The sequence below is a fragment of the Comamonas resistens genome (assembly GCF_030064165.1).
GTDB classification, from domain to species: Bacteria; Pseudomonadota; Gammaproteobacteria; order Burkholderiales; family Burkholderiaceae_C; genus Comamonas; species Comamonas resistens.
Window position 1 is genome coordinate 2,716,163 of sequence record NZ_CP125947.1, and the last position, 18,019, is coordinate 2,734,181.

At 62.6% G+C, this 18,019-nt stretch carries 16 protein-coding genes, 1 tRNA gene and 1 pseudogene; 2 read left to right on the forward strand and 16 right to left on the reverse strand.

Features of this window, described 5'->3' with window-relative positions; genetic code table 11:
* Positions 1–13 precede the first annotated feature (13 nt).
* The 15 genes and pseudogenes from QMY55_RS12700 to QMY55_RS12770 all read right to left on the reverse strand — a co-directional run bounded on the left by QMY55_RS12700 (position 14) and on the right by QMY55_RS12770 (position 14,259).
* Positions 14–226, reverse strand: a complete 213-nt coding sequence (locus QMY55_RS12700; RefSeq protein ID WP_125277421.1) for a hypothetical protein — start codon at positions 224–226, stop codon at positions 14–16.
* Between the two features lie 330 nt (positions 227–556).
* Positions 557–787: pseudogene (locus QMY55_RS12705) on the reverse strand (hypothetical protein); the annotation flags it as partial.
* Between the two features lie 538 nt (positions 788–1,325).
* A complete protein-coding gene (locus QMY55_RS12710; RefSeq protein ID WP_125277420.1) occupies positions 1,326–3,338 on the reverse strand; it encodes a DNA topoisomerase III in 2,013 nt (670 codons plus the stop codon).
* A 275-nt stretch (positions 3,339–3,613) separates the two neighbouring features.
* Positions 3,614–4,057, reverse strand: a complete 444-nt coding sequence (locus QMY55_RS12715; protein WP_125277419.1) for a single-stranded DNA-binding protein — start codon at positions 4,055–4,057, stop codon at positions 3,614–3,616.
* 73 nt (positions 4,058–4,130) lie between these two features.
* A complete protein-coding gene (locus QMY55_RS12720; protein ID WP_125277418.1) occupies positions 4,131–4,658 on the reverse strand; it encodes a DUF3158 family protein in 528 nt (175 codons plus the stop codon).
* Entirely contained in the window at positions 4,655–5,455 is an 801-nt protein-coding gene (locus tag QMY55_RS12725) for a PFL_4669 family integrating conjugative element protein (RefSeq protein WP_125277417.1), read from the reverse strand. The genes QMY55_RS12720 and QMY55_RS12725 overlap by 4 nt, the downstream gene beginning before the upstream one ends.
* Positions 5,456–5,772: 317 nt before the next feature.
* A complete protein-coding gene (locus tag QMY55_RS12730; protein ID WP_125277416.1) occupies positions 5,773–7,017 on the reverse strand; it encodes an STY4528 family pathogenicity island replication protein in 1,245 nt (414 codons plus the stop codon).
* 3 nt (positions 7,018–7,020) lie between these two features.
* Entirely contained in the window at positions 7,021–7,581 is a 561-nt protein-coding gene (locus QMY55_RS12735; RefSeq protein WP_008267477.1) for a DUF2857 domain-containing protein, read from the reverse strand.
* A 15-nt stretch (positions 7,582–7,596) separates the two neighbouring features.
* Entirely contained in the window at positions 7,597–9,225 is a 1,629-nt protein-coding gene (locus QMY55_RS12740; RefSeq protein WP_125277415.1) for a ParB family protein, read from the reverse strand.
* Positions 9,218–9,466, reverse strand: coding sequence for a type II toxin-antitoxin system HicA family toxin (locus QMY55_RS12745; protein WP_125277414.1), 249 nt, complete (start codon positions 9,464–9,466; stop codon positions 9,218–9,220). Before QMY55_RS12745 ends, QMY55_RS12740 begins: the two co-directional genes overlap by 8 nt.
* Entirely contained in the window at positions 9,450–10,325 is an 876-nt protein-coding gene (locus QMY55_RS12750; RefSeq protein ID WP_125277413.1) for a ParA family protein, read from the reverse strand. Before QMY55_RS12750 ends, QMY55_RS12745 begins: the two co-directional genes overlap by 17 nt.
* 42 nt (positions 10,326–10,367) lie before the next feature.
* Complete coding sequence (locus QMY55_RS12755) at positions 10,368–10,580, reverse strand: AlpA family transcriptional regulator (RefSeq protein WP_012205952.1); 213 nt, start codon at positions 10,578–10,580, stop codon at positions 10,368–10,370.
* A 118-nt stretch (positions 10,581–10,698) separates the two neighbouring features.
* Entirely contained in the window at positions 10,699–11,454 is a 756-nt protein-coding gene (locus QMY55_RS12760) for a hypothetical protein (protein ID WP_077575456.1), read from the reverse strand.
* Between the two features lie 564 nt (positions 11,455–12,018).
* Positions 12,019–13,947, reverse strand: a complete 1,929-nt coding sequence (locus QMY55_RS12765) for a tyrosine-type recombinase/integrase (RefSeq protein ID WP_125277412.1) — start codon at positions 13,945–13,947, stop codon at positions 12,019–12,021.
* 238 nt (positions 13,948–14,185) lie between these two features.
* A tRNA-Gly gene (locus QMY55_RS12770) sits at positions 14,186–14,259 on the reverse strand.
* 478 nt (positions 14,260–14,737) lie between these two features.
* Between QMY55_RS12770 and QMY55_RS12775 the strand changes: the two genes are divergently transcribed.
* Positions 14,738–15,916, forward strand: coding sequence for a COX15/CtaA family protein (locus tag QMY55_RS12775; protein WP_283484584.1), 1,179 nt, complete (start codon positions 14,738–14,740; stop codon positions 15,914–15,916).
* 25 nt (positions 15,917–15,941) lie between these two features.
* Positions 15,942–16,847 (forward strand): heme o synthase, encoded by a 906-nt coding sequence (gene cyoE, locus QMY55_RS12780; RefSeq protein ID WP_283484585.1) that lies wholly within the window; start codon positions 15,942–15,944, stop codon positions 16,845–16,847.
* 187 nt (positions 16,848–17,034) lie between these two features.
* On the opposite strand, the gene QMY55_RS12785 is transcribed toward cyoE, so the two are convergent.
* A complete protein-coding gene (locus tag QMY55_RS12785; RefSeq protein ID WP_283484586.1) occupies positions 17,035–18,018 on the reverse strand; it encodes a c-type cytochrome in 984 nt (327 codons plus the stop codon).
* Position 18,019 lies beyond the last annotated feature (1 nt).

The following is an 18,019-nucleotide window of genomic DNA, read 5'->3' on the forward strand; positions in this document are numbered from 1 at the left end:
TCCTCCAGTTGGATCAGGGAATGGCGAGCTGGGACCAGCCGCCTCTTTCGAGGGCACGTTGAGCCGCCGCATGGCTGCGGAAGTACTCGTGCGATTCCCGCGAAACGGGACCTTCGGTATCGCGCGTGCCGATGTAGTGGCCGGCGGCGCTTTGCAGGACTTCGAGCGGCAGGAACTTGCCGCAATAGGTCAAGGCCAACTGGCCGAAAGAGGCTATGTGGGACATGGGTAGGCTCCTTGGAAAAGCGAGGCCTTGTCCCTCACGGGATGGCAGCTCCCGCACGCGGTGGATAAAAAGCATCGGCGTCACGGGGACGCGCGTCCGCAGACTTGATGCGATACGGACTGGCGGGTTACGCGGGAAGAACCCGCGGCAGCCAGGAACCCATGGCTGCTGGCATGTGCTGACGAATCAGCGAACATGCGGGCAGCTTCATGCGGGGGCCGCGCTGCGTCAGTTGGAAAACGGCATTCGGCCCAGCCCGGATTGATCGGCGCAGAGAAAGAAAACCCGCATCAAGTGCGGGCTGTCAGGGTGGTGCGTGGGTGCGTTGGCTCACTCGGGCGTGTCGCCCAGGACATGCTGCTTCCACAGGGCGAATGCCTCGTCCTGTCCCAGTTCGGCCAGGACCACAATGGGTTGCGCCTGCCGCGCACGCAGCGAAGCGAAATACGCCTTACGGTCGGCGATGGCCTTGAGGTTGATGCCATCGATGAACAGCAGTTTGCCGCCCTTGATGAACAGCACCTTGTTGCCAAGGTCGCGCTCGAACGCGGCTCGTACTTTCTCCGGTTGTTGCATGCGTCGGTTTCCTGTTGCTGTGGCCGTCCATTGGGTCGGAATGTTGATCGGCGAGATAAAGACGCCGAAGGCTCGCTGACCTTCGGCTCGGGAGGAAATAACCACCCGTGGGCTGTTGCAGGCCCGGTCGTCGCTAGAACCGTCTGCTCATCAGCAATCACACCCGGCCCATGTCGTGGCTGGGGCCGGCATCGTCTGGCGCACATCCGCGCACAAAGGGAGCCCGTTTTTGCGCCGGTGGGCACCGGCACCGAATACCGCTGACCACAAAGGGTCTCCGGAGGGTTCGCGCAGCCTGGCAAGCCATCGGGGGACCCTTCGCAGTGGGCGGGAGAAACACAGACCAGCAGAACACGCGGGAGACGGTTCGCGGAAAAGCTACCTTCAGGTCCCGCAGCCGGGGACGGCTGGACGGGACGCGCACACGGACAAGAAGGCGTTGCGCGCTGGGCGACCCGCAGGGGCGTGCGGGACACGGGCCACGCCTTTGAAACAGAGCGCGGCCCACGGGAAACGGAGTCGGTCAGGTGCCTTTGCGGCCGCTGCTATGCGAGCGCGAAGCGCCACGCTTGGGCGTACCGGATTCGACCGGCAGCGTGCCTTGGCAGTCGGGGTAGCGACTGCACGACCAGAATGGGCCGCTCTTGCCGGTGCGCTGGCGCGTCGGTGCGCCGCACTGCGGGCATATTGGCCCATGGGGAAGCTTGATGGACAGGGACATGCTGCCGTACTGCGCGGTCAACTGCGAAATCCAGGTGGCCTGCTTGCTGAGGAATACGTCCAGGGTGAGCTGTCCGGCCTCGATCATGTCGAGCGCCTGCTCCCACACCGCAGTGGTGCCGGGATCTGCAATCGCTGCGGGCACGGCGTCGATCAGCGTGAACGCCGCATCCGATGCGCGAATGGAGCGTCCCTTCTTCACGATGTAGCCACGGGCGATCAGCACGCTGATGATGTTGGCTCGCGTCGCCTCGGTGCCGATGCCCGTTGTGTCCTTCAGCTTCTGTTTCAGACGCGGGTCGGTCACGAAGCGCGCAACGCCCTTCATCGACTTGACCAGTTCGCCCTGGGTGTAGGGCTTGGGCGGCATCGTCTTGAGCGCCTTGATCTCGACCTCGGCCACCTGGCACGCCAGGCCCTCACGCAGCGGGGGCAGCACCTGGCTGCGCGTCGCGTCGTCGCCGTCCTCATCCGCTTTCGGTTCGGCCAGCACCAGACGCCAACCCTTGACGACCACCTGTTTACCGGTGGCCACCAGCGTCTGCTGCCCGCAGGAAAACTCAGCCACGGTACGGTCGAACTCGTGGTGTGGGAGGAACTGCGCCAGGTAATGCGCCCGGATCAGCCGGTACACCGCCAGCTCCTTCTCGCTCAGAGCAGAGAGGTTCGCGGGTTCGAGCGTCGGAATGATGCCGTGGTGCGCCGTGATCTTGCCGTCGTTCCAGGCGCGCGAACGCTGGGAGCGGTCGAGCTGACCCATGATCGGTCGCAGCGACGGGTCGGTCTTGAACAGGCTGTCCAGGACAGTGGGCACCTCGGCGAACATGCTTTCGGGCAGGTAGCCGGAGTCCGAGCGCGGGTAGGTCGTGGCCTTGTGCGTCTCGTACAGGGCCTGGGCGATCTGCAATGTCTCCTGCACGTCCAGCCCGAGCTGCCTGGAACAGACCTCCTGAAGCGTCCCCAGGTCGAACAGCAGCGGCGGGCCTTCGCGCACGCGCTCGGTCTCGACCGACACCACCTGGGCGCTGCCCGCAGCGCGAATCTGCTGCGCCGCCTGCTGGGCGACCGGCTGTTGCAGGCAACGACCGGCGTCGTCGGTGCAGCCGTCGGGCGCAACCCACTGCGCGGCGAAAGCCTGACCCTCTGCGGACAGAGACACGTCGATGGCCGAGAACGGCACCGACTTGAAAGCCGCGATTTCGCGGTCGCGGTCCACGACCAGCTTCAGGGTCGGGGTCTGGACACGTCCGACCGACAGCACGCCGTCGTAGCCCGCCTGCCGCCCGAGCACAGTGAAAAGACGGCTGAGGTTCATGCCGACGAGCCAGTCTGCCCGCGAACGTGCCAGCGCCGAGTAATACATCGGCAGCGTATCGGACGACGGTCGCAGCTTGCCGAGCGCAGTGCGGATCGACGCATCGTTGAGTGCCGATAGCCACAAGCGCTCGATGGGGCCACGGTAGCCGCACAGGTCGATGATCTCGCGGGCAATCAGCTCGCCCTCGCGGTCGGCATCGGTGGCGATGACGAGATGGGTCGCCTTCGCCAGAAGCGCCTTGACGACCTTGAATTGCGTGGCGGTCTTGGGTTTGACCTCGACCCGCCACTGCTGGGGAATGATGGGCAACTGCTCCAGTGACCAGCGCTTGAGCGCCGCGTCATAGACCTCGGGTGCTGCCGCTTCTACGAGATGGCCGATGCACCAGGTAATCGTGACGCCGGAGCCGTTGAGGCAGCCTTCACCGCGCTGTGTCGCGCCGAGAATCCGACCAATATCCTTGCCCTGGGAGGGCTTCTCGCACAAGAACAGCCGCATATCCGTCCATCCGATTTCCGTGGTTCATTGAGTTGCTGGAATCGAGGATGCCGGGCACCGCCAGGGGCAACAGCAAACAAGTCGCAAGCGGTGGCGACCACTTTCACGGGATGGAATGGCTGGGGCGGAGATGGCGTGCAGCTGGGGTGTGCGGGCCGGGAGCCGCGATTTTCGGGAGCGCGTGGAAGCCGGTGGACGTTGATGGAGCTATCCCCTGGGGATAGCTCGCAGGTGCATGGATAGCAGCGAAGCACCGCAACCGCCTCCATGCCGGATCACTTCCTGCGCTTGACCTCCTTCGGCGCAGCCGGTTCCTGGGCTGCTTGGGGCTTCGGCTGCGCGTCCTGCGCGGTCTTGGGGCTGAGGGTCACGGACTCGACGCGGAACGGCAGGATGCCAACGCTGCGCGCGTTGATCTGCCAGGTTTCGCGCGGCTGATCCTCGTTGTCCGTCCAGGGTTCGCGCTCCATGCGTCCGACGACCAGGACGCGCATGCCCTTCTGGTAGAGGTTCTTCCAGTGCGCGGCGTCGCGGTGCCAGATTTCCACCGGTGCCCAGAAGCCGCCGCGATCCTCGAAGTCACCGCCTTTGGTGGGAATGGGGTTGTCGAAATACACGTTCAACCGCAGCAAGCGCCGCGGCTCGTCGTTGCCGTTGGGGAACTCCCGGTACTCGGGCGGGGAGCCAATGTTGCCTTCGCCCCAAAAATGCGTGCTCATGTTGCAATCTCCATGGTGGTTGAAATACCCGTGCCACGTCGGTGCCGGGCGTGTACTGGGGTGTCCGGTGCAATCACCGATCACGCATTCCAGGTGGGATGGACTTGAGCCTGCGCAGGTAGGCGTCTTCCGCCTTGGCGGCCTTGCTGGCGCACTCCTGGGCCTGCCTGCCCAAGGTGTGCAACAGGCTGATCTGCATGTTCAGCGTGATGCGCTGAAGCTCGATCGCGTGCAGCTCGGCCAGCAAGTTGACCGGCGTGCCGGTGCTCGCCATCAATTCCTGCCACAGGGCTACGCCCATGGCTGAGCGGTCGTGCTTGCGCCAGCGCAAAAACGCCGTGCCTGCGCCAGTGGTTTGCTGGGCCAACTCCACGGGCAGCAGGTGGAAGGGATGCCCGACTGCCTGTTGCAGCACCTGCCGCTGCGTCAAGCCAATCAACTCGTCGCGCATGGCGAAGCACTGGCTGGCCCAGGCCTCAAGATCCCCCTTACCCTTAAAAGGCTTCAAAAGGCCTTTTAGAGAGGCAGCGTGTTCCAGCTTCATGAAGGCAGCCTGTTGCAGGCCCTGGAAGTAACGGGGTTCGCGATTCGGATCGCTCATGCCTGCTCGCCCTCGACCTCGCCGGCGCTGACTTCGGGTGCTGCGTCAGTGGCGGGCTCGTCGGTGGTGGCCGCGTCGTTGTGGGCAGGCGCTGCAGCAGGACTCTCAGCACGCTGTTGCAGGCCACGGCGCACGATGGGCGGCGCGAACTTCGAGCGGCGCGTGCCTTCCAACACGTCCTGCGGCAGTTCGCCGAATTTCTCCAACGCCGCCCGTGCTGCGGCGTTCTTTGATACGAAGTCGTCGCGCGTGCAGCCCGAATAGCGGTATTGCTGGGCCAGCGAGAACAGGCTGCGCAGTGCATGGGCGCCCTCGTTGAGCCAGCGCTCCAAGGTGCTGCGGTCGATGAGCGCCGTGTGGTGGGCGAGGATCAGTTTGCGGGCGATGTCGTCGTAGTCGGCCAGCAGATAGACGGCGGCAAAGCCGAGCTGCGCATTGACGAACAGCGGCAACTTGACGGGCTGCACGTTGAGGTTTTCGCCCAGGCTGAGTGCCGGCGGCACGCTCGCCAGCGCCTGATCCACCTGCTCGCGCAGCGATTGCAGCGTGGTCTTGGTCTGGTCGAGCTTGACCTCGATGCGCAGCATCCACCAATCCGAGTACGGGTCGTCCTGTTCCGAACCGCGCCGCATCTTGTTCATTTGGGCGATGTAGCCGTTCAGGCCAACGATGCCCGGTCGCCCCTCGGCGGCGGCACGGCCATGCCAGATGCGCGAAGCGTGGTGCGTGTGAAGCGTCAGCGACATCGCGCTGCGCAGGGAGCCGAGATTCAGTTGCAGAGGTTCATTGGTTGCCATGGTGTCCGCTCGTTGTGTGGAAAGGAGCGGTCAGCTTCGGCAGGAAGCGGAAGGCCGTCAGTCAACAAACCGAAACCTGCCAGACCCCGGTTCAGCGCGTGGTGGCCGCCTGCGGCGCGAGCTATCCCCTGGGGATAGCTCCATGGAGCGCCAACGAACGCTGCACGTCGGGATCAGGGCGGACAACGCCGATGCTGCTGCAGATGTTCGAGGCCAGGCTTGCGACTGCACGGCATCCGCCCCAACGGTGGAACTATCCCCAGGGGATAGCTCTATTGGCATCCATGGGCGTCCACTTCACGGCCTTGTCGGCCGGCTCACTTGCTGGCGAGCAGATCTCGCAGCCGCTCGATGTGCTGCCTGGCGACTTCTGGTGGCACCGGCTTACCCTGCGTTTGGGCCGGCGGTGTGGGTGGTGGCCGTTCGTTTGGCGGAGCGGGTGCCGGTGGCGGGTCTTTCTTGGCCCAGGCATTGAACTCGCCGTGGATAGCTCGCTGGATGATGCCGAATAGATACCCAGCGGGATTGCGGATGCCGTGGTTGCTACAACGCGCGGCCCATTCGTCCAGCACGTCCTGCCTCAGCGAGGCATCAACCTGCTGCAATGCCACCTTGGCACCCGCCTGCTGTTCCGCCTTCAGTTGCGCAAAGCGCTTGGGCCATTGCAGATCGTCCAGCGCGCGCGCCTGCGCAGTAGTACGTATTTCATTAATACAACTACTACGTACTGTACGGGCCTGCTTCGGATTCCGAAGAGAGACGTCTGGCGCGGGTTCCGACCCTGCTTCGGAATCCGTAGCGGGTCGTTCACGATTCCGAAGAAGGCTCGGAGCCCCTTCTTCGGAATCGTGAATGGCGTCTTCCTGTGGATAACTATCGCTGGCCGTGAGGTCCTGGTTGGCGAGACGTTCGGCCATCACCTGCAACCGTGACGGGAGGGTGCGTCCGACCAGTAATGGGTCTTCGCCGATTTCCTTGAGCGTGTGCAGGCCCACGATCTGCACGGCCTTGGCAGAATGGCCGAGTGCCTGGCTGACGAGTTGCAGGTAGTCCGGGTCGAGCTGCATGGCCTCGAACGGTGTCAGGGGTTCGTCGTGCAGCACGTACAGATTGCCGAGGATGCGGCCGGTCTTGGGGTCACGCCGTCGCCGAACCAGGCTCAGCCAGCGGGTCAGGCGCATCAGTGTCAGCGCCCGTGCCACGGTTTCATGCGAGGCCTGCCCTGCGCAGGGCATGGACGCCAGCCAGGGCCGCAACTGCTCGTAGGTGGGGAATGCGGTCACGCCATCGTCGTTGAGCATCAGCCGGAACACTTGCCAGGCGTTTCGTTCCAGCGGCGTCAAGCGGCGGTCGAGGAACAGCTTGCGTGGCACCGTCTCGTGCCGGTTGCCACTGAACAGGAAAGCATCGCCGGAGGTAGGCGTGGGCGACTGTGCAGGTGTAGACGCAGGTGTGCTGGGGGCGGGCTTGGGCGCAAGGTCTTTCAGCGCAGCATCGAACAGCTCTGCGAGTGCGATGGGGCCTTGGCGTCGGACTCGTGGTGCGGTGTCGTCCACGGCCATGACTCAAGCCAATCCCTGATCGACCCAGCTCTTGATCGAGGCCCAGACCACCGACAGAGGCAGCGACATGCCTTCGGCCAAGTCCATGGCGGCATCGAGGATGGAGGTTTCGTCTTCGAGATCGACCGTTCTGCTGTTGGTCACGGCCTTCCATTGCCGCCACAGCTCCGTGTCCTGCTCCTCGTCCAGCACGGGGTGCCGACCCTTGCGTTTGGGCAGACCGAGGATTTCACGGCGAAGTGCCACTTCCTGATGCGTCAAACCATAGAACTTGCTGACCATCTCCGTGCTCGCGCCCAGCCTGAGCATGCGATCGACTGTGGCGATTTCCTTCTCCACGTCCTGCGCCTGCTGGAGCAGCCGCCGCAGCACTTCGCGGTTGACCGTCACTGAGCACCAGGAGACGTTGGCATTGGCCAGCACGCTGATCAGCGCGGGATGCTTGAGGGCGTCCAGCTCTGCCTCGCCAAACCCCATCAGTTTGCAGCGGCGCAGTTGCCCATTGCGCAGGTCATAGAGGGCCTGGGCGATGACAGCCTGGTTGAGTGGGTGTGCTGTGGACATGCTGGCCTCCCTCGCTTAGGTTCCAGAGTCCGCAGCGCCGGCTTCGAGATCGAGCAGGCGGCGGGCCAGTCGCAGCAGGCGAAACAGCTTGACCAGCGCGGTGTCGCTCAATCGTCGGGTTACGTCGCCCTGGCCGTGCAGCAGCGCCGGCAGGTCGATGACGAGTTTCCCGTTGTCCAGACCGACGTCGGCGGGCTGCTGATCGGCCAGGCAAGCTAACAGCGCATGGACGGCACGGCCCAGCGGCGCTGGGTTTGTGGTGCGAGCGCGGCAGGCGAAGCCGATGCCGTCTGGGCGGTCATCGATGCACTCGCCCAGGTCTGCCTCGACCGCAATCTCGCGGGCAAACTGCGCGATGTGGATGCGCAGGTGCTCGGGTGTGTCCAGGCCAGGGGTGATGTACCAGACATCCGAGATCGGATAGAGCCCGCCGGCCTGCACCGGGATGGACTGCAAGACGTTCGCTGAGAAGGTGGGCGGCAGCGCATCGCCCAACTGGTCGGCGACCATGCGTTGGATGGACTCAAGTCGCTCCGTTGTCGGCGCCGGGGAAACAATGTGCTCCCGAAGCAGGTCGCCATCTGCCGCCGGACTGACCGCGCCCGAATGACTGGCATCCGCGTCGCTCTCGCCCGTCGAGGGCGTTGCCGTCGGCCTCGCATCAGGTGGCGCAGTATCGGCAGGAGGGCGCGCGATGGCTTCTGGCTCTGGCAAGGCGGGCGGCGTCGAGGGCGGCGTCGGCTCGCTGACCAAGGCACGCTGGCGGCTCTCGGATTCAGTCATGTCTAGAGCGAGCACGTCGTAATCAACACCCAGCAATTCGGTCATCTGGCCGATCAGTTCGTCCTGTACGCGTTGCGCAGAGAATTCGTCGGCCTGGGCATCGAATTGCGACAGCACTTCCTGAAAGAACTCGTCGAATTCCTGCACCAGTGAGCGGCCTTTGGCGTAATGCTCCCAGGTGCGCTCGCAGGCCTTGCGCATGACCGACAACCGCTCGACCTGGTGACGCCCCAGGCCGGCGTAGAGCACGGTCGGGATTGCGGGCAGCAGGTAGCGTACGGCGTCGGCCATCCGGCTGATGTGCGACTGCTGCACGGGGTATCCATCGGCGGCCAGGCGGCGGGCCAGCTCGGACTGGCTCAGGGGGGAGCCGCTTTCCAGTTCGTAGAACTCGCGCGCTTTCTCGACGCCCAAAGCGCGCTCGATGAAGGTGAGGCCACCGCGCAGTTCGTTTTCCGCAAGATGCCCGGTGAGCGCGACGATCTCGCCACGCTCGGGCCACGGGCGGAACAGGCATGAGACCCGAAAAAATCGTTCGTCCCTGGTCTCCGACCAGAGTTCGCGCAGGATTGCCAGTCGCGTGTTGCCGCCATTGCGGATGATGTAGTGATCGTCGCCGGGCCGCCGGGTGATGGCCGGTGCCGCGTCCAGACCACGCTCGCGGATGGATGCCTTGATTTCCTCGTACACCGGATTGCGCTTCTTGCGCGGGTCGTGGTCGTAGGGGCGCAACTGGTCCAGGGTCACGACCATGGGCGTGTCGGCGATCGGGTCGCTCAAGGACGTTGCTGACGGGCCGCTGCGCTCGAACCCGGATGCAAGCAGTTTGCCGGCCATCTGCTGGGAGGTGATCTCAGTCATGGCCGCCCCCCTGCGCTTGGGACCGGGTCTCGCGCTCAGCACGACGGATCTGCGCACGGGCGTTGAGGGCTGCCCGGTGATCGCTGGCCGTCGAACTGGTGTAGATCGCGGCGCAGCCTGCCTTGGTGAACTTGAGGTGACCGCCCGCCGTGCGCTTGACGTGCCAGCCTTCATCGACGGCGAACTCGATCAGGGCGCGCAGCCGGCTGTGGCCTCGGGCCAGTTCATGTGCGTTGGCCATGGGACCTCCTGGTATCAAGAGGCTGTAGCGGACGGCCGGGCACGGCGGCAAATCGATCCTGCCACTGCGGGAGCAATTCGCCGGCAAGATCGCGCATGGTGGCGAGCGCGGCGGGAGCGACTCTGCCCACTGGTTGGCGGTACTCGACCCGATGCACCGGCAGGCCGCGCGTCGCAGCACGCGGATAAGCCTCAATGGCCGGTACGTCGGTGGCCAGAATCCGAATGTCGGTGTGGCCCTGGAAAAGATCGCGCAGCGCCTGCTGGATCAGCCGGGCGTTGGCGGACACCGGATGGACGCGGTTGATGAGCAGGTACAGCGGCGGCGGCCCGATACCCAGGTGCCGGTATGGTGCAATGTCCTCCAGCAACTGCATGGTGCCGCGCCGCAGTTCGCGGGCGGCGAGGATTTCCGGAGTCACGGGCGACAGCGCGAGGTCGGAGGCAAGCACCGCCATCTCCAGCAGCACCGAGCGCGCGCCCTGGGTGTCGATCAGCACCAGGTCGTAGAGGGGGTTCAGTATCGGCAGCAGATGCCGCAGCCGCAGGCGCCCGTCTGGCGCATGCAGCAGCAAAGTGTTCAGTTCTCCTCGGTGGTCGTTGGAGAGCACCAAGTCCAGGCCCGCGATGATCGTGCGGGACACAAGCTGGTCGAGGTCGCGCTCGTTGAAGGCCAGCAATTCATAGATGCCGCCGGGCGCGCGGTGAGCCAGCTCATAGTAGGAGGACAAGGTGGGCTGCACATCGAGATCGAGCAGCAGCACGCGCAGTCCGGCGTCCGCAGCGAGACCGCCCAGGTTTGCGGCCGTGGTGGTCTTGCCGACCCCGCCTTTGGTTGAAATGATGGATACGACCTGCATGGTGTTCTCCGTATGAGGATGGAAAGTCCGCGGGAGAACGGATCAGGCCCGGTTGTTGACGCGCTCGTCGATCCACTGATCGATTTCGATGGAGTCCCAGCCCACGGCGCGCACGCCCAGACGCAGCGCTTGCGGGAACTGGCGTTTCTTCATCAGGTTGTAGATGTGGGCGCGCTTGAAACCGGATTTCGCTTCGACTTCTTCCAGGCGCAGGATGCGGCGCTCGTTTGGCGGCAGTACAGGTGTTTGCGACATGGCGGTCACTCCTGAACGCTCAGTGGCGTTTGTTGGCGTGACCTCTATTCAATAGACACGGCAGCGAAAAGACATTGCAAATGCAATCTCCGCTACTGCACATACAAGCTGGCAAATCTCAGCGGGAGGCGCTACGCAACCGGCGCCTGGCGGTGGCGAACTTGCCGTTCAATGTCCGCTCCGCGATACCCATGGCGCCGCTGTGATGGGCGACCAGCGCGCTGACCACGGCCTCCTGCGTCTTGAAGCTGGAGTACGGCGTGCCCGATGGCGACTGGCCGAGCATCAGCTCTAACAGGCCGCCAACGATGTTCAGGTAGGTGGCCTCGGCCCGATCACTGATCGGACACTGCGCGCATGCCGAAATCACCGTGGACTGCTTGAGCAGCGCGTCATGCTTGTCCTGCAACTCGCGAAGCTGACGTTTGGTCTGTTCCAGGGCGGATTTCAAAGCCTGGCGTTCGACCAGCATGGCTTGCCCTGTTTCTAGGGAGATGAAGGGATGGATGATGCGCTCGCTGCGGGAGAAGAGAAAGCCGGGCCGCTGCTCGGGGTAGTGCTGGCGCATCCAGCACTTCAGATCGACATGGCGTACCGTCAGATCAGGCGATTCGATCAACGCGGTGTCGCGTGTCGTGATGCCATGCTGCCCGAAGGGCAGTTCCCCGTTGAGGATGCCGTCATAGATGCGGTCGGTGTACAGCCGCAGTTCGCCCAAACGCGGGCAGTCCAGCGACTGCGGCAGATCCATAGGCGACGAGACCGAAGCCAGGATCACCTGCTCGTATCGCAGCAGTCCGGCCCAGCGGATGGACGCTTCGAGCGGGCGGTAGAACACCTTTGATGTTGGTGCATCATTTTTGTTCTCGTGCATGCTCCGTCTCCTTCCAGGAGAAGAACTACAGGGCCGACTGCTTTTGCAGCCGTCCTCATGGTCGGCCTGTTGTCCGCGCAAGACGCGAGTGATGACGCCCGCTTTTGATGACTTCTGATCAGTTCGCGCAACGAGTAGGCGTTGTGTGCTCGATGTGCAAAAATCCATCGGGCACAAGAAAACCGAGCGTCTGTCGCGGCTCGACAGTGACGCTTGCGCTATCAGGATCGTGAGAAGTGGCTGCTCTCGCAAAACCGTATCGGTATGGTCTGATGCGCCAGCGGTTTCAAAAAGCGGCGAACGCTCGGAATCTATTGATCGGGGCTTGAGATTGGCAACGAAAATCCGCTGGTGTCATATCCGATCGAGATACTGATATAGCGAGATAGCATTACCGAGAAGTCGCCTATGGTGACTGCCGAGCGCTGATCCGACGCTAAACGCTGCCTGCCAAAACGTGGAAATTGCGAGTTGGCCGCGCAGAAGACGGATGGGCGGCCATGCGAAGCGATCGACGTTCCCTCCTTTGACCTTGACCGGACGGTGCTGCCGCCCGGCCTCAGCTCAACGGGCGACGGGATCTTCGGGCATATCAACCAACATTGCCGTTTTTACCAGGCGCTCTACAGTCTGCCTGGCCAGCACCGGAGACGCCTCCGATTGCTCTGCAAGCTCATCGGTTTCTATGGCATGTGCGGCGACCAGTCGAGCTGCAAGATGCAGGTTGGTCGGATCGACGGCCTCGATGACTGGACACTTGCCCAGGGCATCGTATGGCCGCAGCAGTGCGTGATAGATGTGCCAGGTGTCGATACCGCGCGGCACCAGCTTCAGGACAGCCTGAATCAGCTTGCGCTTGATGGGGTCGAGTTGCCAGTCCGGGACGCGCTGCCCACGGTGACCCAGATGGATCGACAGGAGATTGCCGGCCTGAATCTCGTAAGTGATCCAGCGGCGGGACTTGCCAACCAGCTTGGCGTAATCGGCCACCGACAGGTTGTGGGATGCCTCGAATATCTCCAGCAATTGCAAGCGCTCGCGCTGCACCTCTGACAGCGTGGGTCGCGCGTACTCGGGCAGATGCACCGCCGAAAGTCGATAGACGGAAGCTGGAACCGCTGGTGCATCGGGTGCAGGCGCAACGATCAACTGAGGGGCGTTTGGATTCAGGGCGGGCGGCTGCGCTGCCGCCTGTCCGGCGATTGTGGGCAGGCCCTGCAACGTGATGGTCAAGTGCGTGCTGGCAACTTCGACCTGATTCTGCTCGAACAAGTCCAGCCGGTCGGCCCAGTCCTGCATCATGACGCGGCGTTGCTCGACGTACTCGGCGTGGTTGTAGGTCGCGCTGATCCGATCCGGATCGGCATGCGAAAGTTGGGCGTCTACCCACTTGGGCGGATACCCCAATTCATTGAGCGCAGTCGAGATGGTGGCGCGAACGCCATGCCCAGTGAGTTGGTCTTCATAGCCCATACGCTTGAGCGCGCCATTGAGCGTGTTCTCGCTCAGAGGGTTTTTCAGGCACCAATCACCGGGGATAAGATACACCTGTGCTGGCTTCAGATTTCCCAGCAAATGACGAACGACCTCTTGTGCCTGCAACGACAGTGGCACGATGTATGGCGGGATGTCGGCGAAACGCTGGCGCTTCTTCTTGGTGAGCTGCTTGCGTTGCTTGAGCCTGACAACCGGGATGATCCACAGACCGCGCTCCAGATCAAACTGATCGGGCGTGGCGTAGCGCAATTCACCGGTGCGCACGCCCGTGAGCAGCAGCAGACGTAGACCCAGTTGCGTATTCAGGCGACCGCTGTACTTGCGCAACGTCTGCAGCATTGCCGGCAGCTCGGGCATGCGCAAAAAGGGATTGTTCTCCACCGGGGGCAGCGGCATCGCCACCACGTCCAAATCCTTGGCCGGGTTGTCGCCCATGTTGGGCACCACCACCGAGGCGTAGGTGAATAGCTGGCTGAACCAGGTGCGCAGCTTCTCGGCCACCGACAGCGAGCCACGCTTTTCCACTCTGCCGATGATGTCCAGCAGGTGGGCGCGGGTGACGTCGTAGATGGTCAGGTGGCGCAATACGGGAAACACGTCCTTGGCGAAGACGCGCCCGATCTGCTTGGGCGTACTTTGGCGGCCCTCATTTTCCAGAGAGAGGCTGCGGTGGGCCAGCCATTTGTCGTAGATGGTCTGGAAGGTGTGCTCGCCAGCCAGGACAATCACGTGACGTTTGCGCTTGCGTTCCGAGTGCGGGTTGATGTCCTTGGCCAGCAGCGCCCGCGCCTCTTCACGCAAGTCGCGAGCCTGTTTCAAGGAGAGGGCCGGATAGCCGCCAAAGGTGATGCGCTCACGCTTGCCCAGCCAGGAATAGCGGAAGTGCCATACCTTGCTGCCGATGGCGGAGACGTAGAGGTAAAGGCCGTCGAAATCGGCAAGCGAGTACGGCTTGCCGGTGGCCTTGGCTTGCCGAGCCATGAGGTCCGAGAGCATATGTCCAACTCCAGAAGGCGAGTTGAATGCAATCGTTCTCTTCTAGCGCCAGCTCCTCCAGCAACAATGCGGATTGGGAACCTCGCACATTGTTTGGGCCACTTTTTGTACCAGTTTGGGCCGGTTGTCAGTGGTTCTCGCTGGATGTCAGTGGATCGAGGCTGGGTGAAAATCCTCAATTCTGACAATGACTTACGGTGTTCTATGGACTCCGGTGGAAGTCCCTGGAAAGTCGAAGTGGAGCGGGTGAAGGGAATCGAACCCACGTTATTTGCTTGGGAAGCAAGAGTCCTACCATTGAACGACGCCCGCATACTTCTTTGGCCTTGCACCTGAAGCTGCTCTCTCAGCGATTTGCTCGTGAGAGTGGTTGGATCGTACATCAAAGCTTGTGGGCTTCTGAGAAAAATCATGCTGCTCATGCAATTTTCTGCCCGGAGTTTCCCTTGGATATGACAAACGGAATCGGGCCTTTCCAAGCTTTATTAGGGACACTCCAGGTGCAACAGCTGTGCCACAAATCACGCGGCTAAAATTGTGCAGGATCAAACAGTCTGCACATTGGCGGCTGCAAGTGCCAGACGCTTGCGCATGACAGCCAACTCTCATGCAGGTTTTGCCCATCCCGCCCAGGGCAGCGATCCCCAATACTCCTGTAGTCCGAACCCAATCCAGGCCGCGCCTGCTGAACCATGCTGATCTGCTTTTGCGATATCGCCTTGTCTGTCTCCTGCCCACCCTCTGGCGGCGCACTGACAGTCACGCAAGCTGTAGAAAGCCAGAGGCAGCAATGAGCGAGCAGCAGTTGTATGACCTGGCTCCGGCGCTGGAGCTGATGGCTTTTGGCCTGCTGCTGGCCCTGGGGCCCTTGTGCTGGGTCTGGTGGCGCAATCGCGGCAACGGCCCGAGCCGACGTCTTCAGGCCCTGTGCGTTCTGACACTGTTTCTGACCTTTGATCTGGTGCTGTTTGGTGCCTTCACACGGCTGACCGACTCGGGTCTGGGTTGCCCCGACTGGCCTGGCTGCTATGGCACTTTCAGCCCGTTGGCCGCTCACTCGCAAATTTCAGAGGCCCAGGCTGCCATGCCCACAGGCCCGGTCACCCATGGCAAGGCATGGGTGGAGATGATTCACCGATATCTTGCGACCACGGTAGGCGTGCTCATCATTGCCATGACCGTCATGTCCTGGAAACAGGCCATGGCTGCACGCCGCGCAGGCGAGCCCGAGCAGGCCCAAGGTGCATTGAGCCCCTGGTGGCCGTCCTTGACGCTGGTCTGGGCCTGCCTGCAAGGGGCCCTCGGTGCCTGGACCGTGACGTGGAAGCTTTTTCCGGCCATCGTCACCTTGCACCTGCTTGGCGGCACGGGTCTGCTGGCCTTGCTGGCCATTCCAGCCTCGGCCATGAGCCTGAAACAGGCGGCCCTGCTTCCTGCGTTGATTGGTAAAAGGCTTCGCACCGCTTTGTGGCTTTGCCTGGCTTTGCTCGTGCTGCAGGTCAGCCTGGGCGGGTGGGTCAGCACCAATTACGCGGTGCTGGCTTGCACCACTTTCCCGACTTGCCAGGGAAGCTGGTGGCCGAGCATGGATTTTGCGCAGGCTCTGCAGATCTGGCGTCCCCTGGGTCTGCTGGCCGATGGCAGCCACATCAGCTTTGAAGCGTTGACTACCATCCACTACACGCACCGCCTGATGGCCTATGTGGTGGTTCTGTCCCTGGCTGGTCTCTGGGCCGCCATGCGCCATGCGCCAGCCCTGGCCAAGCAGCGCCGCATGCTGGGCTTTTTTGCGGTGCTGCAAGTTTTGACGGGCCTGTCCAATGTGGTGTTGGACTGGCCCTTGGTCGCGGCCGTGCTCCACACCGGTGGAGCTGCGGCCCTGGTAACGATTGTGGTCTGGAGTCTGGCCGTGACACGTTCCGATGTCACCAGCCATCCCGACCAGGAAACGGCGCGCCGCCCTGCCTGAGGCACCGCGCACAAAGAGTGAATGCATGAGTCAAAGTGAAACCCTGCCCGATAGCTCCTCTCGACTGAGCCAGTACTACGCGCTGACCAAGCCGCGCGTGGTTCAGCTCATTGTGTTCTGCGCGCTGATCGGCATGGTGCTGGCCGTTCCTGGCTGGCCCACGGTCTCGCAGTGGGTGCATATGGGTGTGGCCAGCGTCGGCATCTGGCTGGTGGCCGCCGCTGCTGCCGCCTTCAACTGCCTGGTCGAGCGCCATATCGACGCCAAGATGAAACGCACGTCCTGGCGCCCTACCGCACGTGGCGAGCTTTCCAGCCAGCAGGCGCTGGCCTTCTCGGCCATTCTTTGCATGGTGGGTGCAACGATCTTGCTGCTCTGGACCAATGCGCTGACCATGTGGCTGACGCTGGCCACTTTTGTCGGCTACGCAGTGATCTATACCGTGGTGCTCAAGCCCGCCACGCCGCAGAACATTGTGATTGGGGGCGCATCGGGCGCCATGCCGCCCGTACTGGGCTGGGCTGCCATGACCGGCAATGTCGGGCCTGAAGCACTGATTTTGTTCCTCATCATCTTCCTCTGGACTCCGCCCCATTTCTGGGCCTTGGCGCTGTACCGCGTGGAGGATTACCGCCAGTCCGGTCTGCCCATGCTGCCCGTGACCCATGGCAGCAAATACACACGCCTGCAGATTCTGCTCTACACCCTGGTGCTGTTCGCCGCCGGCCTGCTGCCCTTCATGTACGGCATGAGCAGCTGGCTCTATCTGTTCGCCGCCGTGGTGCTTGGCGCGGGCTTTGTCGGCTATGCCATTGCTCTGTACCGCAACTATTCGGATGCGCTCTCGCGCAAGACCTTCCGCTTCTCCCTCATACACCTGAGCCTGCTGTTCCTGGCTTTGCTCATAGATCACTATCTGTTCATGGCGTGATCACCGCCTTGCTGCTTGAAAGCCCGGTACCGCCGGGCTTTTTGATATCTCAAGCACTATCAAAAAATGAGCTTATAGCGTTTTACAGGCAAGCACTACAAGCCAAAACACTGAATATTCAGCCGTCAAAAAAGGCCAGCCCCTTTTTAAGAAGCTGGCCCCGATCAGGTTTGGCAACAAGTGCTTTTTACAGACCCTTGAGCAACTTGCCGTTGACTTCCTTGCCATACAAGGTGAACTTGCCAGCATGGTACTTCTCGGCAGTTGCCTTCAGGTCGCCGTTGAAGCGGGGGTCCTGACCACGCTCCTGGCTGTTGATGAAAGTCGCCACATCCCAGGCTTCCTGGTCTGTCAACGTGGCATTTCCGTAGGGCATGTTGTTCTTGATGAAGTTAGCCGCCTTGTCGATCTCGTGCATGCCGGCGCCCCAGTTGTAGGAGTCCTTGCCCCACAGCGGCGGGAACACGGCGATATCGCCGACAAACTGGCCCTTGCCGTCACCACCGTGACACAGCGCACACTTGGCTTCATACACCTTGGCACCAGCCTCGTAGGTAGGCGTCTGCTCGGGCTCACCGGCCTTCTTGAAGCCCGCACCGGGCAGCTTCTCGCCCGTTGGTGCCTTCTGCGCCATCCAGTAGGCATAGGACTCCAGCGCCACCAGAATGTCGTGGCCGTCGTCCGGTGCCTTGCCGTTCATGGAATACATGAAGCAACCGCGCACGCGTTCAGCGAAAGTATCGACATGGTCGGTCTTCTTGCGATAGGCCGGGTACATGGGGTAGGCACCCCACATGGGAGCTGCGCCCTTCAGACGGCCAGCGTCCAGGTGGCAGTTGGTGCAGCTCAGGGGGTTGCCCGAGAAGCCCACGGCGTTGGCAGGCGTGCGGGTGAAGATGGCTTCACCACGGCGAATCCACTCGCCCATCGGGCCTTCGGGAATATCGCTGGCAGCGGGAGGAGTGAACACGCCGCTGTTGGCCGCTACGGGCACAGCCTTGAGATCCGTAGGTGCGGGGGCTGCAATCTTGGCTGGCTCTTCAGCCTTCTTGGGGCTGCTGATGCTCATGCCGTACCAGAGCGCACCGCCCAGGCCCGCAAATAAGCTGGCCACGACTGCGTATTCAGCCAGATTGGAAGACTTGGCCTTGTCTTGTTGTGCTTGGGACATG